Origin of the sequence: Massilia sp. LXY-6 (genome assembly GCF_051233485.1) — a bacterium.
GTDB lineage: Bacteria > Pseudomonadota > Gammaproteobacteria > Burkholderiales > Burkholderiaceae_D > Telluria.
On sequence record NZ_JBKFGF010000054.1, the window covers coordinates 1 to 24,583 of the forward strand.

A 24,583-nucleotide genomic window follows, 5' to 3' on the forward strand; every position below is an offset into this window, starting at 1 on the left:
GTCGTGTCGAGCGCGGCGTCATCAAGGTCGGCGAAGAGATCGAAATCGTCGGTATCGTCGACACCGTGAAGACCACCTGCACCGGCGTGGAAATGTTCCGCAAGCTGCTGGACCAAGGTCAAGCTGGCGACAACGTCGGCCTGCTGCTGCGCGGTACCAAGCGTGAAGACGTCCAGCGTGGCCAAGTGCTGGCCAAGCCGGGCTCGATCAAGCCGCACAATCACTTCACCGGCGAGATCTACGTGCTGTCGAAAGACGAAGGCGGTCGTCACACCCCGTTCTTCAACAACTACCGTCCGCAGTTCTACTTCCGTACCACCGACGTGACCGGCTCGATCGAGCTGCCGGCCGACAAAGAAATGGTGATGCCGGGCGATAACGTGTCGATCACCGTCAAGCTGATCGCCCCGATCGCGATGGAAGAAGGTCTGCGCTTCGCAATCCGCGAAGGTGGCCGTACCGTCGGCGCCGGCGTGGTTGCCAAGATCATCGCCTAAGCAGTAACAGCTTCACACCGGGAGGGACATTCCTGTTCCTCCCAACAATAGAGTATTGCGCGGTGCAGCCGCACCGCGTATAATGCTCGATTCAGCTAGCAGTTTTTGTAGGGGAGTAGCTCAATTGGCAGAGCGTCGGTCTCCAAAACCGAAGGTCGCGGGTTCGATTCCCTCCTCCCCTGCCACCGAATTCGGTGCCAGGCACCCGAAAGTAAATAAGTATGTCTAATCAATCCGTGCAAACCGTCAGCACCTCGAACGACAAGTTCAAGGTTGCGCTGGCAGTGGTTGCTACGATTGCAGGCGTGGTTGGCTTTTTCATTCTGAAAGGCCAGAACAAACCAGCTCTGGTGTGCGCAGGCGCACTCGTGGCTGGTTTGGTCGTTGCCGTCCTGCTGTTGTGGACTTCCGCTACCGGGCGCGACTTCCTGGGCTTCGCCAAAGAGTCTGTACGTGAAACGAAAAAGGTCGTCTGGCCGACCCGCAAGGAAGCGACCCAGATCACTGCCGTGGTATTCGGCTTTGTCCTGGTGATGGCGATTTTCCTGTGGGGCACGGATAAGATTCTTGAATTCCTGATGTACGACGTAATCCTGGGGTGGAAACGATAATGAGCGAAAACGCTGACAACGTGCCGGGTGAAGTCCCGGCGGCCGGCGTTCCGGCGGACGACGCTGCTGCGCCGCTGAGTACTCCGGTCAGCAACAAGCGCTGGTACGTCGTCCATGTCTACTCGGGCATGGAAAAGAGCGTCATGCGCGGCCTGACCGAGCGCATTGAACGCGCCGGCATGCAGGAACAGTTCGGCCAGATCCTGGTTCCGACCGAAGAAGTGGTCGAAGTCAAGAATGGCAGCAAATCGGTGTCCGAGCGCCGCTTCTTCCCGGGTTATGTGCTGGTCGAGATGGAAATGACCGACGAGTCCTGGCACCTCGTGAAGAACACGCCGAAAGTCACCGGCTTCATCGGCGGCAAGAGCAACAAGCCGACCCCGATCCCGGCCCGCGAAATCGACAAGATCATGCAGCAGGTGCAGGAAGGCGTCGAAAAGCCGAGGCCGAAAGTGCTGTACGAAGTGGGCGAGCAGGTGCGCATCAAGGAAGGCCCGTTCACCGACTTCAACGGCAACGTCGAAGAAGTCAACTACGAAAAATCGAAGGTGCGTGTCACTGTCACCATCTTCGGCCGCGCGACTCCGGTGGAACTGGAGTTCGGGCAGGTAGAGAAAGTCTAAAACGCCGAATCGGAGCGTCGCAGCAGCTAGGCGGAATCCGGTAAGAGGAGCTCCGCCTGATAAGTGGTACAGGTGGAGCGCTACCACTCAATCGAGAGATTAGGAGCCATCATGGCAAAGAAAATCATCGGTTTTATCAAGCTGCAAGTTCCGGCTGGTAAAGCAAACCCGTCCCCTCCGATCGGTCCGGCCCTCGGCCAGCGCGGTCTGAACATCATGGAATTCTGCAAGGCGTTCAACGCCAAGACCCAAGGCATGGAGCCGGGTATGCCGATTCCGGTGGTGATCACCGCCTTCGCGGACAAGTCCTTCACCTTCGAGATGAAGACCCCGCCGGCGACCTACCTGATCAAGAAGTTCTCGGGCGTCACCAAAGGTTCGGCCAAGCCGCATACCGACAAGGTCGGTACGCTGACCCGTGCCCAGGCTGAAGAAATCGCAAAAACCAAACAGCCGGACCTGACCGCTGCCGACCTGGACGCCGCTGTGCGCGTCATCGCCGGCTCGGCACGTTCGATGGGCATCACGGTGGAGGGTATCTAACATGGCTAAGCTGTCCAAGCGCGTCAAGGAAATGAAAGCCAAAGTGGATCGTAACAAGGTCTACGCTTTCGACAACGCTGTTGCAATCGTCAAAGAATTCGCTACCGCCAAGTTCAACGAGTCGATCGACGTCGCCGTCCAGCTGGGCGTGGACCCGAAGAAGTCGGACCAGGTCGTTCGCGGTTCCGTGGTGCTGCCGGCTGGTACCGGCAAGACCGTCCGCGTCGCTGTGTTCGCACAGGGCGACAAGGCCGAGCAGGCTAAAGCCGCCGGCGCCGACATCGTCGGCATGGAAGACCTGGCAGAGCGCGTGAAGGCCGGCGACATGCCGTTCGACATCGTGATCGCTTCGCCGGACACCATGCGTATCGTCGGTACCCTGGGTCAGATCCTGGGCCCGCGCGGCCTGATGCCGAACCCGAAGGTCGGCACCGTGACCCCGGACGTCGCCACCGCCGTCAAGAACGCCAAGGCCGGTCAGGTTCAGTACCGTACCGACAAGGCTGGTATCGTTCACGCCACCATCGGCCGCAAGTCGTTCTCGGACGAACAGCTGAAGACCAACCTGGTCGCGCTGATCGACGCCCTGAACAAGGCCAAGCCGGCAAGCTCGAAGGGTATCTACCTGCGCAAGGTAGCCCTGTCGTCGACCATGGGCGCTGGCGTTCGTGTCGATCAAGGCACCCTGGCTGCTTAATAGCAATGAATGTAGGTGGGCACCCCGTGCCCACCAATACGTAAAGAATTAGTCCCTGCGAAACACCGTAGGGCAGATCTTTGGGCTGGCAGCGCGAGCTGCCAGGCAATCAAAGACCGTTGGGCCGGATGCAGACGTTGAGCAAACGGTTAATACACCACCCAACGCAGATGGCGAACCCGAACAAGTTTTGTAGTCGATGCTATGTCGTACTTCTTAACTTCGGACGCCGTGTTCGAACCGATGCGGGGGATGTCCCCTCACATCATTTAAGGAGATTGACCGTGGGTCTTAATCTGAATGACAAAAAGGTCGTCGTCGAAGAAGTTAGCGCAAAAGTAGCAACTGCGCAAACCATCGTCGTCGCCGAGTACCGTGGCATCCAGGTTAGTGCTCTGACGAAACTCCGTGCAAGTGCTCGTTCGCAGGGCGTCTACCTGCGTGTTCTGAAGAACACGCTGGCTCGCCGCGCTGTGGAAGGCACCCAGTTCGCCTCCCTGGCCGACACCATGGTTGGTCCGCTGATCTACTCGATCTCGGACGACGCCGTGGCTGCAGCCAAGGTGCTCAGCGACTTCTCCAAGACCAACGACAAGCTCGTGGTCAAGGGTGGTAACTACGCTGGTAAGAACCTGGATGTCGCTGGCGTTACCGCGCTGGCAAGCATCCCGAGCCGTGAAGTCCTCATCGCCCAGCTGCTGGGCGTCATGCAGGCTCCGGTCTCCGGCTTTGCACGAGTTCTGGCTGCCGTGGCAGCACAAAAAGGCGAAGGTGCCGCACCGGCTGAAGAAGCCGCAGCGGAACCGGCAGCGGCTGAATAAGCCAAGCCTTTTTGCTCAAGTACTAACTACACACTAAATATTGGAGTTTCAAATGGCAATTAGCAAAGAAGAGTTCCTGGACGCAGTTGGCGCAATGTCGGTCATGGAACTGAACGACCTGGTCAAGGCTTTCGAAGAGAAGTTCGGCGTGTCGGCAGCTGCAATGTCGGCTCCGGCAGCTGGCGGCGGCGCTGCTGCTCCGGCAGCTGAAGAGCAGACCGAGTTCAACGTCGTGCTGACCGAAGTCGGCGCGAACAAGGTCGGCGTCATCAAGGCCGTCCGCGAAATCACCGGTCTGGGCCTGAAAGAAGCCAAAGACGTGGTCGACGGCGCACCGAAGACTGTCAAGGAAGCCCTGCCGAAAGCTGACGCTGAAGCCGCCAAGAAGAAGCTGGAAGAAGCTGGCGCCAAGGCCGAGCTCAAGTAATACATATGCAACGGGCGCCGGCAACGGCGCCCTGAGCCGGAGTCAAAGCTTGCAGACCCCCGCCGGAAGGTGGGGTATGCGGCTTTGGCTCTTTTGTCGTCCCTGCGGCAAACATGCGTCACCCCTGCAGTACATTGCATCACCAGTAGTACGGAAGTAATCGTAACACAGCAGTACCGGCTGTCATTTATCACTTGACGGAGCGTGGCGAGTTTTGAGGCCTTGCATGTGGTGCCTTAACCACTGGCAATTCCTGAAGTCTCATCCCTTTCTGTCACTCACGGAGTGTCCATGCACTACTCATTTACTGAGAAGAAACGCATTCGCAAGTCGTTCGCGAAGCGCGCCAACGTTCACAACGTTCCCTATCTCCTGGCAACTCAGCTGGAGTCTTACGAGAATTTCCTGCAGGCGGACGCTGGTCCCTCCGTCCGCAAGAACGAAGGCCTGCAATCGGCTTTCAGCTCCATCTTCCCGATCGTGTCGCACAACGGTTTTGCGCGCCTCGAGTTCCTCTCTTACGTGCTGGGTGACCCCGCTTTCGACGTTAAGGAATGCCAACAACGTGGCCTGACCTTCGCGTCGCCGCTGCGCGCGAAGGTGCGTCTGGTGATCCTGGACAAGGAATCCCCGACCAAGCCGGTCGTGAAGGAAATGAAGGAACAGGAAGTGTACATGGGCGAACTGCCGCTCATGACCGCCAACGGCTCGTTCGTGATCAATGGTACCGAGCGCGTCATCGTCTCGCAGCTGCACCGCTCGCCGGGCGTGTTCTTCGAGCACGACCGCGGCAAGACCCACTCGTCGGGCAAGCTGCTGTTCTCGGCACGTATCATTCCGTACCGCGGCTCGTGGCTGGACTTCGAGTTCGACCCGAAAGACATCCTGTTCTTCCGCGTCGACCGCCGCCGCAAGATGCCGGTGACGATCCTGCTGAAAGCCATCGGCATGACGCCGGAGCAGATCCTCGCCAACTTCTTTGTGTTCGACAACTTCAACCTGCGCTCGGAAGGCGCGGAACTGGAATTCGTGGCCGAGCGCCTGCGCGGCGAAGTCGCGCGCTTCGACATCGTCGATCCGAAGACCGGCAAGACGCTGGTGCAGAAGGACAAGCGCATCAATGCCAAGCATGTGCGTGACATCGAAGCCGCCGGCATCACCTATATCTCGGTGCCGGAAGACTACCTGGTCGGCCGCGTGCTGGCCACCAACGTCGTCGACGGCGATACCGGCGAGATCATCGCCAGCGCCAACGATGAGCTGACCGACGAGCTGCTGGGCAAGCTGCGCGACGCCAACATCGCGGCGATCCAGACCCTGTACACCAACGACCTGGACCAGGGCGCCTACATCTCGCAGACCCTGCGCACCGACGACACCGCCGACCAGACCGCCGCACGCGTGGCGATCTACCGCATGATGCGTCCTGGCGAGCCGCCGACCGAGGAATCGGTCGAGGCGCTGTTCAACGGCCTGTTCTACATGCCGGAACGCTACGACCTGTCGGCCGTCGGCCGCATGAAGTTCAACCGCCGCATCGGCCGTGACGAACTGGTCGGCGACATGACCCTGTCGAACGAAGACATCCTGGCCGTGATCAAAATCCTGGTCGAGCTGCGCAATGGCCGCGGCGAAGTCGACGACATCGACCACTTGGGTAATCGCCGCGTGCGTTGCGTGGGCGAACTGGCCGAAAACCAGTTCCGCGCCGGCCTCGTGCGTGTCGAGCGCGCCGTCAAGGAGCGCCTGGGCCAGGCCGAAGCCGACAACCTGATGCCGCACGACCTGATCAACAGCAAGCCGATCTCGGCCGCGATCCGCGAATTCTTCGGTTCGTCGCAGCTGTCGCAGTTCATGGACCAGACCAACCCGCTGTCGGAAATCACGCACAAGCGCCGTGTTTCCGCACTGGGCCCGGGCGGCCTGACCCGCGAGCGCGCCGGCTTCGAAGTGCGCGACGTGCACCCGACCCACTACGGCCGCGTGTGCCCGATCGAAACGCCTGAAGGCCCGAACATCGGCCTGATCAACTCGCTGGCACTGTACGCCCGCCTGAACGAATACGGCTTCCTGGAAACCCCGTACCGCAAGGTCGACGGTTCGAAAGTCACCGACAAGATCGAATACCTGTCGGCGATCGAAGAAGGCCGCTACATCATCGCCCAGGCAAACGCCGCGATCAACGAAGAAGGCCAGCTGGTCGACGAACTGGTGTCGGCACGTGAAGCCGGCGAAACCATCCTGGTTTCCCCAGAGCGTATCCAGTACATGGACGTGGCCCCGGGCCAGGTCGTGTCGGTCGCCGCTTCGCTGATTCCGTTCCTGGAGCACGACGACGCGAACCGTGCACTGATGGGCGCCAACATGCAGCGTCAGGCCGTGCCTTGCCTGCGTCCGGAGAAAGCCTTCGTCGGTACCGGCATCGAGCGCACCGTGGCGGTCGACTCGGGCACCACCGTGCAGGCGACCCGTGGCGGCCTGGTTGACTACGTCGACGCCGGCCGTGTGGTGATCCGCGTCAACGACGACGAGGCGCAAGCCGGCGAAGTCGGTGTGGACATCTACAACCTGATCAAGTACACCCGTTCGAACCAGAACACCAACATCAACCAGCGTCCGATCGTGAAAGTGGGCGATCGCGTCGCGCGCGGCGACGTCATCGCCGACGGCGCCTCGACCGACCTGGGCGAACTGGCACTGGGCCAGAACATGCTGGTGGCGTTCATGCCGTGGAACGGCTTGAACTTCGAGGACTCGATCCTCATCTCGGAGAATGTCGTCAAGGACGACCGCTACACCTCGATCCACATCGAGGAACTGTCGGTGGTTGCCCGCGACACCAAGCTGGGCCCTGAAGAAATCACCCGCGACATCTCGAACCTGGCAGAGAACCAACTGGCTCGCCTGGACGAGTCGGGCATCGTCTACATCGGCGCCGAAGTGCAGGCCGGCGACGTGCTGGTCGGTAAGGTCACCCCGAAAGGCGAGACCCAGCTGACTCCGGAAGAGAAGCTGCTGCGCGCGATCTTCGGCGAAAAGGCGTCCGACGTGAAGGACACCTCGCTGCGCGTGCCGTCGGGCATGGTCGGTACCGTGATCGACGTGCAAGTCTTCACCCGTGAAGGCATCGTCCGCGACAAGCGCGCCCAGCAGATCATCGACGACGAGCTGAAGCGTTTCCGCCTGGACCTGAACGACCAGCTGCGTATCGTGGAAGGCGACGCCTTCCAGCGTCTGGAACGCCTGCTGGTCAACAAGACCGTGAATGGCGGTCCGAAAAAGCTGGCCAAGGGCGCCGTGATCACCAAGGAATACCTGGCTGATCTCGACAAGTTCCACTGGTTCGACATCAGGCCAAGCGACGACGAAACCGCCAACGCACTGGAGGCGATGAAGGAGTCGATCAACGAGAAGCGTCACCAGTTCGACCTGGCCTTCGAAGAGAAGCGCAAGAAGCTGACCCAGGGCGACGAGCTGCAGCCCGGCGTGCAGAAGATGGTCAAGGTCTACCTGGCCGTCAAGCGCCGCCTGCAGTCGGGCGACAAGATGGCAGGCCGCCACGGTAACAAGGGTGTGGTCTCGCGTATCGTGCCGGTCGAAGACATGCCGTTCATGGCCGATGGTACCCCGGCCGACGTCGTGCTGAACCCGCTGGGCGTTCCGTCGCGTATGAACGTCGGCCAGATCCTCGAAACCCACCTCGGTTGGGCGGCGAAGGGCCTGGGCCTGCGTCTCGGCGAAATGATCAAGGCCAAGGCACAGACCGAGCAACTGCGCGCCTTCCTGGCCAAGATCTACAACGAGACCGGCAAGTCGGAAGACCTGGACAGCTTCAGCGACGAGGAAATCGTCGAACTGGCGTACAACCTGAGGAACGGCGTGCCGTTCGCGACTCCGGTGTTCGACGGTGCCCACGAAGACGAAATCCGCCGCATGCTGGACCTGGCGTTCCCGGACGAGATCGCGGCCCACCTGGGCATGACCCCGTCGAAGAACCAGGTCACGATGTACGACGGCCGCACCGGCGAAGCATTCGAGCGCAAGGTCACCGTCGGCTTCATGCACATGCTGAAGCTGCACCACCTGGTCGACGACAAGATGCACGCCCGTTCGACCGGCCCGTACTCGCTGGTGACGCAGCAGCCGCTGGGTGGTAAAGCCCAGTTCGGTGGCCAGCGCTTCGGTGAGATGGAGGTGTGGGCACTGGAAGCCTACGGCGCGTCGTACGTGCTGCAGGAAATGCTGACCGTCAAGTCGGACGACGTGAACGGCCGTACCAAGGTGTACGAGAACCTGGTCAAGGGCGACCACGTGATCGATGCCGGTATGCCGGAATCGTTCAACGTGCTGGTGAAAGAGATCCGTTCGCTGGGTATCGATATCGATCTCGAGCGGAACTAAGAGCCAGTACCCCGTCGCCCCCGCGAAGGCGGGGGTCCAAGCACTTGGGTCCCCGCCTCCGCGGGGACGACGACTGAAGTAAAGAATTCAATCACCCGGAGTGATAAATGAAAGCACTGCTCGATCTATTCAAGCAAGTTCAGCAAAACGAGAGCTTCGACGCCATCAAGATTGGCCTGGCGTCGCCCGAGAAAATCCGTTCGTGGTCGTACGGCGAAGTCAAGAAGCCGGAAACCATCAACTACCGCACCTTCAAGCCGGAGCGTGACGGCCTGTTCTGCGCCAAGATCTTTGGCCCGATCAAGGACTACGAATGCCTGTGCGGCAAGTACAAGCGCCTGAAGCACCGCGGCGTGATCTGCGAGAAGTGCGGCGTCGAAGTCACCCTGGCCAAGGTGCGCCGTGAGCGCATGGGCCACATCGAGCTGGCCTCGCCGGTCGCCCACATCTGGTTCCTGAAGTCGCTGCCATCGCGCCTGGGCATGGTCCTGGACATGACGCTGCGCGACATCGAGCGCGTCCTGTACTTCGAAGCATACGTCGTGACCGATCCGGGCATGACCCCGCTGAAGAAGTGCCAGATCATGTCGGAAGACGACTACGCCGCCAAGTACGAAGAGTACGGCGACGACTTCACCGCATTCATGGGCGCCGAAGGCATCCGTGAACTGCTGCGCTCGATCGACATCGACCGCGAAGCCGAAGCGCTGCGCGTCGAACTGAAAGAGTCGAAGTCGGAAGCGAAGATCAAGAAATACGCCAAGCGCCTGAAAGTGCTCGAGGCATTCCAGCGTTCGGGCATCAAGCCGGACTGGATGATCATGGAAGTGCTCCCGGTTCTGCCGCCGGAGCTGCGTCCGCTCGTCCCGCTGGACGGCGGCCGTTTCGCGACCTCCGACCTGAACGACCTGTATCGCCGCGTGATCAACCGTAATAACCGCCTGAAGCGCCTGATGGAACTGCGCGCTCCGGAAATCATTACGCGTAACGAGAAGCGCATGCTGCAGGAAGCAGTGGACTCGCTGCTGGACAACGGCCGTCGCGGCAAGGCGATGACCGGCGCCAACAAGCGTCCGCTGAAGTCGCTGGCCGAAATGATCAAGGGTAAGGGCGGCCGTTTCCGTCAGAACCTGCTGGGCAAGCGCGTCGACTACTCGGGCCGTTCGGTCATCGTGGTGGGTCCGCAGCTGAAACTGCACCAGTGCGGCCTGCCGAAGCTGATGGCCCTGGAACTGTTCAAACCGTTCATCTTCAACAAGCTGGAACTGATGGGTCTGGCAACGACCATCAAGGCTGCCAAGAAGCTGGTCGAGCAGCAGGAACCGGTGGTCTGGGACATCCTGGAAGAAGTCATCAAAGAGCATCCGGTCATGCTGAACCGTGCGCCGACCCTGCACCGTCTGGGTATCCAGGCGTTCGAGCCGGTGCTGATCGAAGGCAAGGCAATCCAGCTGCACCCGCTGGTCTGCGCGGCGTTCAACGCCGACTTCGACGGTGACCAGATGGCAGTCCACGTCCCGCTGTCGATCGAAGCACAGATGGAAGCCCGCACCCTGATGCTGGCCTCGAACAACATCCTGTTCCCGTCGAACGGCGAGCCGTCGATCGTCCCGTCGCAGGATATCGTGCTGGGTCTGTACTACGCGACCCGCGAAGCGATCAACGCCAAGGGCGAAGGCATGCTGTTCCCGGACGTGTCGGAAGTCCTCCGCGCGTACGACAACAAGGAAGTCGAGCTGGCGACCCGCATTACCGTGCGTATCGTCGAGTTCCCGAAGAACGAGCAGGGCGGTTTCGACCAGACCCTGACCCGCTACGAGACCACGGTCGGCCGTGCGATCCTGTCCGAGATCCTGCCGAAAGGCCTGCCGTTCTCGGTGCTGAACCGCGCGCTGAAGAAGAAGGAAATCTCGAAGCTGATCAACACGTCGTTCCGCAAGTGCGGCCTGCGTGCGACCGTCGTGTTTGCCGACAAGCTGATGCAGTCGGGCTTCCGCCTGGCGACCCGCGCCGGTATCTCGATCGCCGTCGACGACATGCTGATCCCGGACGTCAAGAAGGGCATGATCGCGACCGCCGAAGCGGAAGTGAAGCAGATCGAGCAGCAGTACGCCTCGGGTCTGGTCACCGCCGGCGAGCGTTACAACAAGGTCGTCGACATCTGGGGCAAGACCTCGGACGAAGTCGGCAAGGCCATGATGGACCAGCTGAAAGTGGAGCCGGTCGTCAAGCGCGACGGTACCCACGGCACCCAGGAATCGTTCAACGCGATTTACATGATGGCCGACTCGGGCGCCCGTGGTTCGGCAGCCCAGATCCGTCAGCTGGCCGGTATGCGCGGCCTGATGGCGAAGCCGGACGGCTCGATTATCGAGACGCCGATTACCGCGAACTTCCGCGAAGGCCTGAACGTTCTGCAGTACTTCATCTCGACGCACGGCGCCCGTAAGGGTCTGGCCGACACCGCGCTGAAGACCGCGAACTCGGGTTACCTGACCCGCCGCCTGGTCGACGTGACCCAGGACCTGGTGGTGATCGAGGACGATTGCGGCACCACCAACGGCACGCACATGAAGGCGATGGTCGAAGGCGGTGAAGTGATCGAGCCGCTGCGCGACCGTATCCTGGGCCGTGTGGCTGGTACCGACATCGTCAACCCGGAAACCCAGGAAACCCTGTTCGAAGCCGGCACGCTGCTGGACGAAGACATGGTCGAGGAGATCGAGCGCGTCGGTATCGACGAAGTGAAGGTCCGCACCCCGCTGAACTGCGACACCCGTTATGGCCTGTGCGCACGCTGCTACGGCCGTGACCTGGGCCGCGGCATGCTGGTGAACAGCGGCGAAGCCGTCGGTGTGGTGGCAGCGCAGTCGATCGGTGAGCCGGGTACCCAGCTGACCATGCGTACCTTCCACATCGGTGGTGCGGCATCGCGTGCAGCGGTGGCATCGTCGGTCGAAGCCAAGTCGAACGGCACGGTCCGCTTTACCGCGACCATGCGTTACGTCACCAACGGCAAGGGCGCCCAGATCGTCATTTCGCGTTCCGGCGAAGTGCTGATCACGGACGACCACGGCCGCGAGCGTGAGCGTCACAAGGTGCCGTACGGCGCGACCTTGGCCGTGCACGACGGCATGACTGTGAAAGCAGGCATGCCGCTGGCAACCTGGGACCCGCTGACCCGTCCGATCATCACGGAATACGGCGGCACGATCAAGTTCGAAAACGTGGAAGAGGGCGTCACCGTCGCTCGCCAGGTGGACGAAGTGACCGGCCTGTCGACCCTGGTGGCGATCGATCCGAAGCGCCGCGGTTCGGGCAAGACCCTGCGTCCGCAGGTCAAGCTGCTGAACGAAGAAGGCCAGGAAGTGAAGATCGCCGGCACCGAGCACGCCGTGACGATCGGCTTCCAGGTCGGCGCGCTGATCATGGTGAAGGACGGCCAGCAGGCATCGGTGGGTGAAGTGCTGGCACGTATCCCGACCGAGTCGCAGAAGACCCGTGACATTACCGGTGGTCTGCCGCGCGTTGCCGAGCTGTTCGAAGCCCGTTCGCCGAAAGATGCCGGCATGCTGGCGGAAGTCACCGGTACGGTCGCCTTCGGTAAGGAAACCAAGGGCAAGCAGCGCCTGGAAATCACCGACATGGACGGCAACAAGCACGAGTTCCTGATCACCAAGGACAAGCAAGTGCTGGTGCACGACGGCCAGGTGGTGAACAAGGGCGAGATGATCGTGGACGGCCCGGCCGATCCGCAAGACATCCTGCGCTTGCTGGGTATCGAAGCGCTGGCCCGCTACATCGTCGACGAAGTCCAGGACGTGTACCGTCTGCAGGGCGTGAAGATCAACGACAAGCACATCGAGGTGATCGTTCGCCAGATGCTGCGCCGTGTCCAGATCGTCGAAGCCGGCGACACCGACTACATCGTCGGCGAGCAGGTGGAGCGTTCGGAACTGCTGGAAGCGAACGACCGTATCGAAGCCGCAGGCAAGCTGCCGGCGACCTACGAGAACGTGCTGCTGGGTATTACCAAGGCATCGCTGTCGACCGACTCCTTCATCTCGGCCGCATCGTTCCAGGAAACCACCCGCGTGCTGACCGAAGCGGCGATCATGGGCAAGCGCGACGGTCTGCGCGGCCTGAAGGAAAACGTCATCGTCGGCCGCCTGATCCCTGGCGGTACCGGCCTGGCATTCCACCGCGCCCGCAAGGAAAAAGAGGCGTGGGAAGCGGAAGAGCGCCAGCAGCTGCTGCAGCAGGAGAAGGCCAACATGGCTGCCGAACTGCAGGCGATGGAAGACCAGCAGCAAGCTGCGGCTTCGGTCGAACAGCATCACGGCGACGGCGAGTAAGCTTCGCTTCAGCGTTTAGCCGCTTGAACGGCTGATGAGAACGGCACCTTCGGGTGCCGTTTTTTTATGTCTATTTACCCCTGGATCCAGGTGGGCTCATGATTGCCTTCTTCGGGCTTGACGGCCTTTGGTAGAGAGTGGATCCTGATCCAACTAGTCTGATCTCGATGGCGTCCGCTCCTTTAATGCCGCGCATGCCTGACAAACCTCGAATGGAAAATATGACCGAACAAACCGCACTGATCGTCATCGACATGCAGAAGGGCATGCGCAGCCCGGCTCTGCCGCCCCGGAATAACCTGCAAGCCGAAGACAATGCGGCTCGCCTGCTGGCTGCCTGGCGCGAGACGAGACAGCCTGTGGTCAATGTGCGCCACATCAGCCGATCCTCGGCCTCGGTATTCGCGCCCGGCCAAAGCGGCGTCGAATTCCAGGGGCGCTTCACTCCCTTGGCGCATGAGCACGTGGTCGAGAAGAACGTGCCGGATGCCTTCATCAATACGGGACTGGAACGCTGGCTGCACGCGCGCGGCATCCGCAAGCTCGTCATCGCCGGCGTGAGCACCGAGAACTCAATCGAGGCGAGCGCGCGCACGGCCGGCAACCTGGGCTTTTCGGCGATGGTCGCGGAGGACGCCTGCTTCACCTTCGGAAAGCAGGATTTCGGCGGTAACTGGCGCAGTGCCGACGAGGTGCACCTGATGGCGCTCGCCAACCTGCATGGCGAGTATGCAAGGGTGTTGTCCACCGAAGAGATTTTGCGTGAATGCCTGCGCTGAGCGCTATAAGCAAACACCATTTTTCCTGATCCGTAAAATCCAGTTTGCAGGACAATAAAATCCTATATACTGGACTTCATGGACATCAACCACCTCATCGCCCGCCGCCTGCGCGAACTGCGCGACGCCCAGGGACTCTCGCTCGCCGCCCTGGCCGAGCGCAGCGGCGTCAGCAAATCCAACATCTCGCTGATCGAGCGCGGTGAAAGCAGCGCCACCGCCACCGTGCTGGACAAGCTGAGCGCCGCCCTCGGCGTGACGGTCGCCTCGCTGTTCGAGAAGCCGGCCGAGGAGGCGCCGTCGCCCGTCTCGCGCCTTGACGACCAGCCGGTATGGACCGATCCCGGCTCCGGCTACGTGCGCCGCAACCTGTCCCCAAGCATTTACTCACCGATCCAGCTGGTCGAGGTCAGCTTCCCGGCCGGCCAGCGCGTCGCCTACGAAACCAGCGCGCGCGACGTCGACGTCCACCAGCAGGTGTGGATCATCGAGGGGACGATGGAAGTCAGCGTCGGCGACACGCGCTGGACGCTCGATGCCGGCGACTGCCTGGCCATGCGCCTCGACCAGCCGATTGCCTGGCACAACCCTGCGGCCAAGCCGGCGCGCTACCTGGTTGCGCTGGTCTCGCAAGCACACAAACCACCGAGGAGAGAGGCATGACGAAGCTTGTCAGCGTGCGCCTGCTGGGCGCCGATGAAGCCAAAGGACGCATCGGCCAGCTGGCCGAGGTGCTGCTCGATTGCGTCGAGGGCGGCGCCTCGGTGAGCTTCATGCTGCCGATGTCGCGCGAAAAGGCGCAGCGTTTCTGGGCGCAGGTGGCGGACAGCGTCGCGCGCGGCGAGCGTACCCTGATCGCGGCCGAGGATGATCAGGGCATCGTCGGCACCGTCCAGCTGATCACCGACATGCCGGAAAACCAGCCGCACCGCGCCGACATCGCCAAGCTGCTGGTGCACCGGCGCGCCCGCGGCGCCGGGATCGGCCGGCAGCTGATGGAAGCGGTCGAAGCGGCGGCGCGCGGGCAGGGCAGGAGCGTCCTGGTGCTCGATACCGCCAGCGCCACTGCGGAGCGGCTGTACGAGCGCCTGGGCTGGCAGCGCGCCGGCGTGGTGCCGGACTATGCGTTCATGCCCGATGGCGCGCTGTGTGCGACGACTTTCTTCTACAAGCGTCTCTGAAGCATCACGAGAACACTACGGCAGCTTCGTCATCAGCAGCTTTCTGAGCGAAGTGTCATTTGGATAGATGACATCGGTGATCCGTGGTCCATTACGTGTCGGCGCGGCTTGGCACTGCTTCGTAATGCGAGGGAAAGCTTGTCGACGTCGATCGATGGATCAGGCATATGGTCTCCTAACGCTGAATGTTGAGGAGTAGCCGCAGACCACTCTCCATTCTTCCTGCCTTAGCGTTTTCTTTTTAGCGTCCGCTCAAGCTTCCTAAGCTCAGGAACCGTCTGCCAGGCAGGTGCAACCGCTATTCCTCCCGTACACCCCCATCCATTTCAATGTCCTACACTATCCCCGCATTCCCCTGCCACCCGAAGCACCCTGAAAGGAGACGGTAATGAAGAACACGAACACCAAAACCGCCCTGCTGGCCTGCACCTTCGCCGCAGCCGCTGCCACCAGCATCAGCGCTCACGCCCAAACCCCAGCCCCAGCGGCATCCACCGACAAGCTGCAAGCCCCGATGACCCTCGTCACCCCGGCCGGCACCGGCAAGATGATCGGCACCGTGACGATCACGGCATCGCCGAACGGCCTGGTGTTCACGCCGGCCCTGACCGACCTGCCGGCCGGGCCGCACGGCTTCCACGTGCATGAAACCGGCAGCTGCGGCGTCAACCAGAAGGATGGGAAGACGGTGGCGGCCGGCGCCGCCGGCGGGCACTACGACCCGAACGGCACCAAGCAGCACCTCGGCCCCACCGGGAATGGCCACATGGGCGACCTGCCGCCGCTGGTGGTGGGCGGCGACGGCCGTGCCACCGTCGCGGTGACGGCGCCGCGCCTGACCAGGCTGGCCGACGTCAAGGGCAAGGCCCTGATGATCCACGCCGGCGGCGACAACTACGCCGACAAGCCGGCACCGCTGGGCGGCGGAGGCGAGCGCATTGCCTGCGGCGTGATCCAGTAAGCAAAACGCCACAGCAGCCGGGGTAATGTGAATATCGTGCAATACATGGATGCATTGATTTAACAATGCCTGCTATCATGGGTAGCTGAGCCGACCGTCCGGCTCTGTCCTGCTTGCGAATCACTATGCCCTGGCCATTCGATCCTGCCGCGCCCGACGACGTTCCGCTTGCCACCGTCAGCGAGATGGAGCTGCGCATGCGGCGCCACCCCTGGGAGACGACTGCCGTCGGCCCCGTCGCGGGCTGGCCGTTCAGCCTCAAGCTGGCGGTACGCACGCTGCTCGATTGCCGGCTGCCGATGTACCTGGCCTGGGGCGACGACTACACCCAGTTCTTCAACGACGCCTATGTTCCCATCCTTGGCGACAAGTTGGAGGGCGCGCTGGGCGGCGACGTGCGCGCTACCTGGTCCGAGGTCTGGCCGCTGATCGGCCCGATGTGGGCGCGCGTCAAACAGGGCGAACCGGCCGGCTCCGACAACCTGGCGCTGACGATCAAGCGCTACGGCTGGTTCGAGACCTGCTGGTTCAACTATTCGTATAGCCCGGTCTACAGCGAGGCGGGCAAGCCCGAGGGCGTGCTGGTCACCTTCGTCGAGACCACCCCGAACATGATGGCGGTGCGCCGCCAGGCCTTCCAGATCGAACTGGAGGACATCTTGCGCCGCGAGACCGACTGCGCGCTGCTGCTGGCGGCCGTCGGGTGCCAGCTGAGTATCCATGCGGCCGGCGCCACCGCCATCTACGCCGAGGTCGACCAGGCCGCGCAGTCGGCACTGATCCGCCAGCAGTGGTGCGGCGGTGCGCCGGTTCCGGACGCGCCGCGCATGGTGCCGCTCGAGATGCTGGGCTTCGGCTTGTCCTCGCCGCTGCGGCGCGGCGAAACCGTGCATGCGCCGGACCTGGCGGCGGACGCGCGCATCGACAGCGCCGCCTATCTGGCCCAGGGTATCGCGGCCGGCATGGCCGTGCCGCTGATGGATGGCGGCCGCCTGGAAGCCGTGATGGCGCTGCATTTTCCGACGGCGCAGCGCTGGGACGCCGAAGAGATCCGCATGCTGGAGGACAGCGCCCGCCGCACCTGGGAAGCGCTGCGCCGCATCCGCGCCGAGCAGGCGCTGCGCGAGGAAACCCGCGTGCTGGAGCTGATGAAGGACGCCACCGAGAAGCTGGCCTCGACCATCGACCTCGAGCCGCTGATGCAGGCGATCACCGATGCCGCCACCCAGCTCACGGGCGCGGAATTCGGCGCCTTCTTCCATAACAACACGGACGCCAACGGCGACGCTTACCTGCTCTACACCATGAGCGGCGCACCGCGCGAGGCGTTCCAGGGCTTCGCCCAGCCGCGTGCCACCCCGGTGTTCGGCCCGACCTTCCACGGCGGCGCCCCGGTGCGCAGCGACGACATCACCAAGGATCCGCGCTACGGCAGGATGGGGCCGCACCACGGCATGCCGCCCGGCCACCTGCCGGTGCGCAGCTATCTGGCGGCGTCCGTCGTGTCGCGCTCGGGCGAGGTGATCGGCGGCCTGTTCTTCGGCCATGCGATGCCGGGCATGTTCAGCGCGCGCATCGAGGAGCTGATCGGCACCTTCGCCGGCCAGGCCGCGATCGCGATCGACAACGCGCGCCTGTACGACATGGCCCAGAAGGCGGCCCAGGAACGCGAAAGCCTGCTGGCCAGCGAGCGCGCCGCGCGCGCCGAGGCCGAGCGCCACAACAAGATGAAGGACGAGTTCCTGGCGATGCTGGCGCACGAGCTGCGCAATCCGCTGGCGCCGATCACCAGCGCCGCCCAGCTGCTGCGCCTGCCGGAAGTGAACGAGGGACTGCGCCTGAAGGCCAGCAACATCATCTCGCGCCAGGTGCGCCACATGACCGAGCTGGTCGACGACCTGCTGGACGTTTCGCGCGTCACGCGTGGCCTGGTCAAGCTGGAGAGCGAGGTGCTGGACCTGAACAAGGTGGCGATGGCCGCCGTCGAGCAGGCCCGCCCGCACATCGAGGAGCGCCGGCACACCCTGATGGTCGACCTGCCCGCCGACCAGGTGCCGGTCGAGGGTGACCGCACGCGCCTGATCCAGGTGCTGGTCAACCTGCTCAACAACGCGGCCAAGTACACGCCGGCCGGCGGCAGGATCACGCTTGCCGTGACCCGTAACGGCGCATCGAGCGAGGTGCGCGTGTGCGACAACGGCAGCGGCATCGACGCCCAGCTGCTGCCCCACGTGTTCGACCTGTTCACCCAGGCCGACCGCGCGCCCGACCGCGCGCAGGGCGGGCTCGGGATCGGCCTGGCCCTGGTCAAGAGCATCGTGCGCATGCATGAGGGCAGCGTGTCCGCCCACAGCGGCGGCGCCCAGCAGGGCACGACCATGACGGTCACGCTGCCGCTCGCGCAGGCACGGGCGGGCGCGGCGCCGCGTCCGGCCGGCATCGCCGGCGAGATCCGCTCGCTGCTCATCACCATCGTCGACGACAACCTGGATGCCGGCCAGTCGCTGGCGGTGCTGCTGCGTGCCCACGGCCATGCGGTGCAGGTCTACGAAGACGCCTCGACCACGCTGCGCGCACCCGAGGTCGAGGGCACCGAGGTCTTCATCCTCGACATCGGCCTGCCCGACATGACCGGCTACGAACTGGCGCGCCGCCTGCGCCGCCAGCCCGGCCACGCCGGCGCCATGTTCGTGGCGCTGACCGGCTACGGCCAGGAGCGCGACCGCGAACTGTCGCGCCAGGCCGGCTTCGACCACCATCTGGTGAAGCCGGTCGATATCGCCAAGCTGACGCAGATCCTGGCAAAGGTATCACCCCCCGTCGTTCCCGCATCCACCCCCGTCGTCCCCGCATCCACCCCCGTCGTCCCCGCGCAGGCGGGGACCTAAGCAATGCCTGCATAGCGCCTCGGCTTGGGCCCCCGCCTGCGCGGGGGCGACGAGGAAGCACGGGGGGCGACGATCAAGCGCGGGAACGGCGACCGCTTCGATTACTTGCCCGCCGCGCGCGCCTTCGCAAACTGGTCGCCCGGCTGCCACGCCGGCATCGCAGGCGCATCCGCCACCATGCGGCCCAGGTTCAAGGTGTACTGCGCCTGCTGCACCATGCCGGACAGGTCCCAGTTCGGATCGTATTCGTCGTTGGCCTGGTGGTAGCGCGCGCCGTAGGCCTTGCGCTTGGCGTCGTTGGCCTCCTTGTCCTTTACCCAGTCGTGGCCGCCCGAGATCGAGAACGCCGGCACGCCGGCCTTGGCGAAGCTGAAGTGGTCGCTGCGGAAGTAGCCGCCGCCTAGGTCCGGATGGGCCGGCGCCACCGTCAGGTGCATCGCCTTCGCGGTACTGGCGGCAAGCCGGCCCAAGGTGCTGCGTTCGCTGCCCTGCACGCCGACGTCCTTGGCGGCGCCGACGAAATTCAGGCTGTCCAGGTTGAGCGCCGCCGCCGTTTTATTCAGGGGCCACAGCGGGCGGGCCGCATAGGCCGCGCTGCCCAGCAGGCCCTGTTCTTCGGCCGCGACCCACAGGAACATCTGGCTGCGCTTGGCCGGATGGCGCACCGCTTCCTGGGCCATCGCCAGCAGGCCGGCGCTGCCCGAGGCGTTGTCGACGGCGCCGTTATAGATGGTGTCGGCACCGTTGCTGGCGTCCCCTTGCATGCCCAGGTGATCCCAGTGGGCGCTGTAGATCACCAGTTCGTCCTTCAGCTTCGGGTCGGTGCCGGGCACGATGCCGGCCACGTTGAACTGCTCCAGCGTGCGTACCGCGGCGCGGGTCTGCCCCTGCACGCGGGCGTTCAGCGCGACCGGCTTGAAGGCTTTGTCTTCGGCGGCGGCGCGCAGCTGGTCGAGATCCTGGCCGGCGGCGGTAAACAGGGCGCGCGCGCTGGCGTCCGTCATCCAGCCCTGCATGCCGGTGCCGAGGTCGGCGTCGGCCAGCTGGAAGCGCTCGGCGGTCCAGCTGTTCTGCACCACGCTCCAGCCATACGAGGCCGAGGCGTCGGTGTGGATGAGGAGCACCCCGGCGGCGCCGCGGCGCGCGGCTTCCTCGAATTTATAGGTCCAGCGGCCGTAGTAGGTCAGGCCCTTGCCATTGAAGCGGTTCGGCTCGGCGGCGGTCGGGGCCGGGTCGTTGACCAGCATGACCAGCACCTTGCCCTTGACATCCAGGCCCTTGTAATCGTCCCAGCCGCCTTCTTCCGGCGCTTGAATCCCATAGCCGACGAACACCAGCTCGGCGTCCATGTCGTGCACCGGCCTGGCGTCGCCCGGCGCCCACACCCAGTCCTTGGCGAAGGCGAGCGGGAGCGGCTTGCCGCCCGCGACCAGGGCCACCGAGCTGTCATGCGGCTGCGCCTTCACGCCGGCGATCCGGACGCTCTGGCGGTAGCTGCCGTGCTTGGCCGGCAGCAGGCCGGCGGCCATGGCCTGGGTTTCGAGGTAGGTGACGGTCAGCTCACCGCCGCGCTGGCCGGTGCCGCGGCCTTCCATCGCGTCCGAGGACAGGAAGGCCAGGTGGGCGCGCAGCGGGGCTTCCTGGACGGTGGCGGTGGTGGCGCTTGCGGGCTTTGCGGCGTGGGCGGAAAAGGCCAGCGCCAGGCTGGCGGCGATGGCCGTGTGGGCGATCTTGTGCATGGGTTCCTGTGACGAGAATGGTGAGGAAGCGCGGCCATTCTAGCGGAATAAAAGCACGTCGGCGGAGATCGTGGTGCCGGTTTGCGGCAGCAGCCGCGGGCGCATCCCCGGCGGGCGCAGCGGCAGCTCGCGTTCGGGAATCCCCGGCATGCGCTCCTGGATGAAGACCATGAAGGACGGATCGCCGACCAGGTCGAAGGCGAAGCGCAGGTCGCGGTCTTGCATGCCGTGCAGGTCGAGCTTCCATCCTCGGTAGCGGCTCCCGGTCAGCACGCGGCCGTTGACGCTGGTCTTCAGGGAGTCGGCGCCGACCATGCGCAGCACGATCTCGGGCGCGCGGTTTTTCGAGCGCAGCAGGAATTCCACGTGGCGCACGCCGCCGCCACGCTGGTCCTTCTCGATGATCAGGTAGGGGTAGGCGATGCTGTCGTCGCGCTTGGCCGCCGCGTACCACACCGGAGGGGAACCGTCGCCGAACAGGTAGGGCAGCTGGTAGGGATGCAGGGTGTTGGGGAAGACCTGACGCGTCCAGTCGTCGAGCGGCACCGGCGGATACAGCCAGAAGGCTTGCCAGCTCGGGGTGTCCTTGAAGTACACCAGGCGGTTCGGCTGCGGCAGCTCGGGCGGCGTCGGGCTGCTGCGGTGGGCCAGCACCAGGCAGGCCAGGACGCCCAGCAGCAGCGGCCGCACCACCAGGCGCGCGCCCACCTCGGCCAGCAGCGGCCCGCACAGGGCCGGCAGGCAGCAGGCCAGGATCGATGGCAGCACCAGCCAGGCCGGCGACACCAACAGCAGGCTGTCGCGCGCCGCCGGCAGGATCAGCAGCGCGGCCGGCACGGCGGCCGGCAGCAGTACTGCCAGCCTGCGCGCGCGCGTCCATGCGCGTGCGCGGCGGCCGGACAGCGCCAGGTACGCCGCCTGCGCCGCCAGCAGCGGCCAAGCCAGCACATAGCTCGCGCCCGGCGCGAACCAGCTGGCGCCGAGCAGGGCGACGCTCAACGCGCACATCGCGCCCAGCGCCGCCGCGCCGGCGCCGATGCGCGCCTGCACGGTGCGCTGCACGGCGATGAAGACGGTGCTGGGGAGCAGTGTGAAAGCGAGCAGTTGCCAGCGCACGCCGGCCTCCAGGCCCGGCCCCTCGGCCAGCAGCCCGGCATCGTAGCGCGGGGCGAGGCCGGGCAGGGCATCGCGGCACAGCCAGGCGGCGAAGGTGGCCAGCGCCGCCGTCATGAGAAAGCCGAAGGCGCCATGCACGATGTCGGTGGCGTCGATGCCCTGGCGCTTGATGCCGGTACGGCAGGCGGCCGCGCACAGCAGGCAGGCCAGCAGGCTCGATGGCCACACCATCGGATAGGAATAATGCAGGATGCCCAGGCCGGGCAGGGCGAAGAAGACCTGGCCGCGCGCGTCGCGCATGCCGGGCTGCGGCAGGGAGGCGGAGCCGAAATGGCGCAGCAGGGCCAGCATGGTGTCGCCTTCGTGCTGCAGGCTGGCGGCGTCGAGGCGTTCGGGTAGGTCCCAGGCGCCGCCGCCGAGCGGCCCGGCGGTGGTGGCGAAATGCAGGACCGATACCGGCGCCGGCGCGCCGGATCCGGCCAGCAGCGCAGCGGCTTCGTGTTGCGGCAGCCGGGCGTACAGCTCGCCCATGAAGGACGAGCCCTGCGGATCGGGCGCCAGCTTCGCCCAGGCTGTCAGCGCGGCGCCGCCGGCGCGGTCGGCGCCGATCAGCTGCAGCGCGCCGCGGTTGCCGGGATTATCGAAGCGCAGCGCGATCCTGGCGCGTTTCGCCCACGGGTGCGACTGCACGAAGCCGCGCGTGCCCAGGGCCTGGCCGGCGTCGCCGTCGGTGAACACGACAATCAGGTCGTTGTCGAGCGGCGCACCGGCCTGCAGCACGCGCAGGGTTTCCAGCAGCGCCGCGCTGGAAGCGGCGCCGTCGGCCGCGCCCAGCGTGGCGCCGCCGGAATCGTAGTGGGCAAGCGCCAGCACAGCCGGCCTGCCGCCATGACCCGACACCACGCCCGGCTTCTTCACGACCACGTTGTGGACCTCGGCCAGGGTCACGCGCACGTTGGCGGTGAGGTCGGAGGATGCCGTCCGCACCATCGCGGTCTGCACTTCCGGCTCCAGGCCGAGCCCGCGCAACCGGGTCAGCAGGTAGTCGCGCGCCTGCACGTTGGCGCGGCTGGCGGTCGGACGCGGCGCCGCCGCCAGCGCGCGCACGTGGGCCTGGGCGCGGGCCACGGAAAAGCCGCCGGCGGAGGACGGGGCGCCGGGCGCGGACGGCATCGGAAAGTGGCGCGGGGCCAGTGCGAGCCAGGCCAGCAGCGCGCCGAGCAGGCATGCGGCGGCGAAGCCCTGGCGCCCGCTGGCGGCGGGTAGGGCGGATTCGTGGGGCATCGGTGTCTCCAGCGAAAAAAAAGCCCGCCAGGCCGAGGAGCGGAGGCGGGCAAAGAAGGGATCTATCTAGCCGATGGCAGGGCTCAATCCAGTTTCCAGACATAGGCCAGCTGGGCCCAGCCGGCGGCCGGCACGCCATTGTTCATGGCCGGCTTGAACTTGCACAGGCTGAGCGCATTGAGGGCGGCGCGGTCCAGCACGCGCGAACCGCTCGACTGCTCGATGCGCGCCGAACTCACGCGTCCGTCGGTGCCGACCAGCAGGGCCAGGGTCGTGATGCCGGTGTCGCCGTTGCGGGCCGCGCTGGCCGGATAGTCGGGCAGGGCGCAGCTGTTGGCGTCGGCGAACAGCGCGCTGTGCATCCGGCTGGTGTTGGCGCTCGTATTCGCCGCCGGCGGAGCTTCAGGTGTGGCCTGGGCCGGCGTGAAGGGGTTCGGTGAAGGAGCGGGCTCGGTGGTGCTGCGGACCGGCGCCGGCTCGGGTGGCGGGGCGACGGCCACTTCGACCTTCGGCACCACGATGTCCGGCGGCGCCAGCTGCTGCGCCGGCTTCGGCGCTTCGGGCGGCACAGGCGGCGCGGGGCGCTCCGGCTCGATCATCACCAGCACCTGCTCGGGCAGGCCGAGCGGGATCTTCCTGGTGTTCAGGCCGTGGACGAACAGGATGCCGAGCGCCACGTGCAAGCCGGCGATCAGCATGAACTTGGTGGCTTTGCTGCCATTGCCGTGTTGCGAGTAAGAGAAATGCATGGCCATCCTCCTTTGTTGTTGTCAGGCAGTGAAGCAAGCTGGCTAATCTGTGGAATAAATATATGCTATGTTATGGTAATCAGTAAAGCGAATTATTGGTAAATTTACTTCCACCTTCTACTCGGATCGCCTTCGTTGGCGTTGTCGTCCTTGTATGGAATAATCGCCCTATCCAGATACCAGGGAATGGCAAGCAAATGCAGAAAGAGCAAACACCGATCCGCGTCATGCTGGCGGACGACCACCCGATCGTGATGACCGGTTTCGCCATGTCGCTGGGCGCGCAGGGCATGGAAGTGGTGGGCCAGGCCAAGTCGCCCAGCGAGGCGGTGGCGATGTACGCCGAACAGAAACCGGACGTGGCGGTGCTCGACATCCGCTTCGGCACCGAGCTGACCGGCCTGGACGCCGCCCAGAACATCCTGAAGGCCGATCCGCAGGCGAAGATCGTGTTCCTCAGCCAGTTCGACCAGGACAGCCTGATCAAGGAAACCTACCGTCTCGGCGCACATGCCTTCGTGACCAAGGACTGCGACCCGGCCGACCTGGCCGAAGCGGTGCGCCAGGCGCACGCCGGCAAGCTGTACTTCCTGCCGCAGATCGCCGAGCGTCTGGCCAGCCTGGCGGTGCGCGGCGACGTCTCGCCGCAGTCGATGCTGGACGAGCGCAGCCTGGAGATCTTCAAGCTGATGGCCGAAGGCTTGACCAACAACGAGATCGCCGAGCGCCTCAACCTGTCGACCAAGACCATCAGCAATATCAGCCAGTCGGTGAAGGAAAAGCTGGGGGTGCACCGCCAGGCTTACATCACCAAGCTGGCGGTGAAGCACGGGCTGATCGAGCCTTGAGGGCAATGCTGAGGAACTTGGCTTCCCGCCTTCGCGGGAATGACGTGCCAGCGCCGTCCTCCC

The 24,583-nt window shown here is 64.5% G+C and carries 18 protein-coding genes and 1 tRNA gene; 16 read left to right on the plus strand and 3 right to left on the minus strand.

Annotation, left to right across the window (positions count from 1 at the left end; genetic code table 11):
• From ACI48D_RS21960 to ACI48D_RS22030, 15 genes are all read left to right on the plus strand, one after another.
• The coding region (locus tag ACI48D_RS21960) for an EF-Tu/IF-2/RF-3 family GTPase (protein WP_435571136.1) at positions 1 to 497 on the plus strand (497 nt) is incomplete at its 5' end.
• Between the two features lie 109 nt (positions 498 to 606).
• Positions 607 to 682: transfer RNA gene (locus ACI48D_RS21965), tRNA-Trp, on the plus strand.
• Between the two features lie 36 nt (positions 683 to 718).
• Positions 719 to 1,108, plus strand: coding sequence for a preprotein translocase subunit SecE (gene secE / locus ACI48D_RS21970; RefSeq protein ID WP_435573368.1), 390 nt, complete (start codon positions 719 to 721; stop codon positions 1,106 to 1,108).
• A complete protein-coding gene (gene nusG / locus ACI48D_RS21975) occupies positions 1,108 to 1,731 on the plus strand; it encodes a transcription termination/antitermination protein NusG (protein WP_435573369.1) in 624 nt (207 codons plus the stop codon). Before secE ends, nusG begins: the two co-directional genes overlap by 1 nt.
• Positions 1,732 to 1,842: 111 nt before the next feature.
• The gene (gene rplK / locus ACI48D_RS21980; protein ID WP_435573370.1) at positions 1,843 to 2,274 is read left to right on the plus strand and encodes a 50S ribosomal protein L11; all 432 of its coding nucleotides are present in this window, start codon (positions 1,843 to 1,845) and stop codon (positions 2,272 to 2,274) included.
• A 1-nt stretch (position 2,275) separates the two neighbouring features.
• Entirely contained in the window at positions 2,276 to 2,971 is a 696-nt protein-coding gene (gene rplA / locus ACI48D_RS21985; protein ID WP_435573371.1) for a 50S ribosomal protein L1, read from the plus strand.
• A gap of 284 nt (positions 2,972 to 3,255) precedes the next feature.
• Positions 3,256 to 3,792: a 50S ribosomal protein L10 gene (gene rplJ, locus ACI48D_RS21990; protein WP_435573372.1), complete on the plus strand. Its 537-nt coding sequence runs from the start codon at positions 3,256 to 3,258 to the stop codon at positions 3,790 to 3,792.
• Between the two features lie 52 nt (positions 3,793 to 3,844).
• Complete coding sequence (rplL, locus tag ACI48D_RS21995) at positions 3,845 to 4,219, plus strand: 50S ribosomal protein L7/L12 (RefSeq protein WP_141835858.1); 375 nt, start codon at positions 3,845 to 3,847, stop codon at positions 4,217 to 4,219.
• A gap of 291 nt (positions 4,220 to 4,510) precedes the next feature.
• Positions 4,511 to 8,620: a DNA-directed RNA polymerase subunit beta gene (gene rpoB / locus ACI48D_RS22000; RefSeq protein WP_435573373.1), complete on the plus strand. Its 4,110-nt coding sequence runs from the start codon at positions 4,511 to 4,513 to the stop codon at positions 8,618 to 8,620.
• Positions 8,621 to 8,727: 107 nt separating this feature from the next.
• On the plus strand, positions 8,728 to 12,975 hold the full coding sequence (gene rpoC / locus ACI48D_RS22005) for a DNA-directed RNA polymerase subunit beta' (protein WP_435573374.1): 4,248 nt from the start codon (positions 8,728 to 8,730) through the stop codon (positions 12,973 to 12,975).
• A 221-nt stretch (positions 12,976 to 13,196) separates the two neighbouring features.
• Entirely contained in the window at positions 13,197 to 13,754 is a 558-nt protein-coding gene (locus tag ACI48D_RS22010; protein WP_435573375.1) for a cysteine hydrolase family protein, read from the plus strand.
• 78 nt (positions 13,755 to 13,832) lie between these two features.
• Positions 13,833 to 14,417 (plus strand): helix-turn-helix domain-containing protein, encoded by a 585-nt coding sequence (locus ACI48D_RS22015; RefSeq protein ID WP_435573376.1) that lies wholly within the window; start codon positions 13,833 to 13,835, stop codon positions 14,415 to 14,417.
• The gene (locus tag ACI48D_RS22020; protein WP_435573377.1) at positions 14,414 to 14,935 is read left to right on the plus strand and encodes an N-acetyltransferase family protein; all 522 of its coding nucleotides are present in this window, start codon (positions 14,414 to 14,416) and stop codon (positions 14,933 to 14,935) included. The genes ACI48D_RS22015 and ACI48D_RS22020 overlap by 4 nt, the downstream gene beginning before the upstream one ends.
• A 388-nt stretch (positions 14,936 to 15,323) precedes the next feature.
• Positions 15,324 to 15,896 (plus strand): superoxide dismutase [Cu-Zn] SodC, encoded by a 573-nt coding sequence (sodC, locus tag ACI48D_RS22025; RefSeq protein ID WP_435573378.1) that lies wholly within the window; start codon positions 15,324 to 15,326, stop codon positions 15,894 to 15,896.
• A 125-nt stretch (positions 15,897 to 16,021) separates the two neighbouring features.
• Complete coding sequence (locus ACI48D_RS22030) at positions 16,022 to 18,784, plus strand: GAF domain-containing protein (RefSeq protein WP_435573379.1); 2,763 nt, start codon at positions 16,022 to 16,024, stop codon at positions 18,782 to 18,784.
• Between the two features lie 101 nt (positions 18,785 to 18,885).
• On the opposite strand, the gene ACI48D_RS22035 is transcribed toward ACI48D_RS22030, so the two are convergent.
• The 3 genes from ACI48D_RS22035 to ACI48D_RS22045 all read right to left on the minus strand — a co-directional run bounded on the left by ACI48D_RS22035 (position 18,886) and on the right by ACI48D_RS22045 (position 23,672).
• The gene (locus ACI48D_RS22035) at positions 18,886 to 20,523 is read right to left on the minus strand and encodes a M28 family peptidase (RefSeq protein ID WP_435573380.1); all 1,638 of its coding nucleotides are present in this window, start codon (positions 20,521 to 20,523) and stop codon (positions 18,886 to 18,888) included.
• Between the two features lie 39 nt (positions 20,524 to 20,562).
• Complete coding sequence (locus tag ACI48D_RS22040; protein ID WP_435573381.1) at positions 20,563 to 22,923, minus strand: M28 family peptidase; 2,361 nt, start codon at positions 22,921 to 22,923, stop codon at positions 20,563 to 20,565.
• A gap of 83 nt (positions 22,924 to 23,006) precedes the next feature.
• Positions 23,007 to 23,672 (minus strand): energy transducer TonB, encoded by a 666-nt coding sequence (locus ACI48D_RS22045; protein WP_435573382.1) that lies wholly within the window; start codon positions 23,670 to 23,672, stop codon positions 23,007 to 23,009.
• A gap of 197 nt (positions 23,673 to 23,869) precedes the next feature.
• On the opposite strand from ACI48D_RS22045, the gene ACI48D_RS22050 reads away from it, so the two are divergent.
• Positions 23,870 to 24,520 (plus strand): response regulator, encoded by a 651-nt coding sequence (locus ACI48D_RS22050; RefSeq protein WP_435573383.1) that lies wholly within the window; start codon positions 23,870 to 23,872, stop codon positions 24,518 to 24,520.
• The last annotated feature ends 63 nt before the right edge of the window (positions 24,521 to 24,583 follow it).

Bases quoted from the DNA above. Each gene is read 5' to 3' on its own strand.
- secE (WP_435573368.1), top strand. From the start codon at position 719: ATGTCTAATCAATCCGTGCAAACCGTCAGCACCTCGAACGACAAGTTC.
- nusG (WP_435573369.1), top strand. From the start codon at position 1,108: ATGAGCGAAAACGCTGACAACGTGCCGGGTGAAGTCCCGGCGGCCGGC.
- rplK (WP_435573370.1), top strand. From the start codon at position 1,843: ATGGCAAAGAAAATCATCGGTTTTATCAAGCTGCAAGTTCCGGCTGGT.
- rplA (WP_435573371.1), top strand. From the start codon at position 2,276: ATGGCTAAGCTGTCCAAGCGCGTCAAGGAAATGAAAGCCAAAGTGGAT.
- rplL (WP_141835858.1), top strand. From the start codon at position 3,845: ATGGCAATTAGCAAAGAAGAGTTCCTGGACGCAGTTGGCGCAATGTCG.
- rpoB (WP_435573373.1), top strand. From the start codon at position 4,511: ATGCACTACTCATTTACTGAGAAGAAACGCATTCGCAAGTCGTTCGCG.
- rpoC (WP_435573374.1), top strand. From the start codon at position 8,728: ATGAAAGCACTGCTCGATCTATTCAAGCAAGTTCAGCAAAACGAGAGC.
- ACI48D_RS22010 (WP_435573375.1), top strand. From the start codon at position 13,197: ATGACCGAACAAACCGCACTGATCGTCATCGACATGCAGAAGGGCATG.
- ACI48D_RS22015 (WP_435573376.1), top strand. From the start codon at position 13,833: ATGGACATCAACCACCTCATCGCCCGCCGCCTGCGCGAACTGCGCGAC.
- ACI48D_RS22020 (WP_435573377.1), top strand. From the start codon at position 14,414: ATGACGAAGCTTGTCAGCGTGCGCCTGCTGGGCGCCGATGAAGCCAAA.
- sodC (WP_435573378.1), top strand. From the start codon at position 15,324: ATGAAGAACACGAACACCAAAACCGCCCTGCTGGCCTGCACCTTCGCC.
- ACI48D_RS22030 (WP_435573379.1), top strand. From the start codon at position 16,022: ATGCCCTGGCCATTCGATCCTGCCGCGCCCGACGACGTTCCGCTTGCC.
- ACI48D_RS22035 (WP_435573380.1), bottom strand. From the start codon at position 20,523: ATGCACAAGATCGCCCACACGGCCATCGCCGCCAGCCTGGCGCTGGCC.
- ACI48D_RS22040 (WP_435573381.1), bottom strand. From the start codon at position 22,923: ATGCCCCACGAATCCGCCCTACCCGCCGCCAGCGGGCGCCAGGGCTTC.
- ACI48D_RS22045 (WP_435573382.1), bottom strand. From the start codon at position 23,672: ATGCATTTCTCTTACTCGCAACACGGCAATGGCAGCAAAGCCACCAAG.
- ACI48D_RS22050 (WP_435573383.1), top strand. From the start codon at position 23,870: ATGCAGAAAGAGCAAACACCGATCCGCGTCATGCTGGCGGACGACCAC.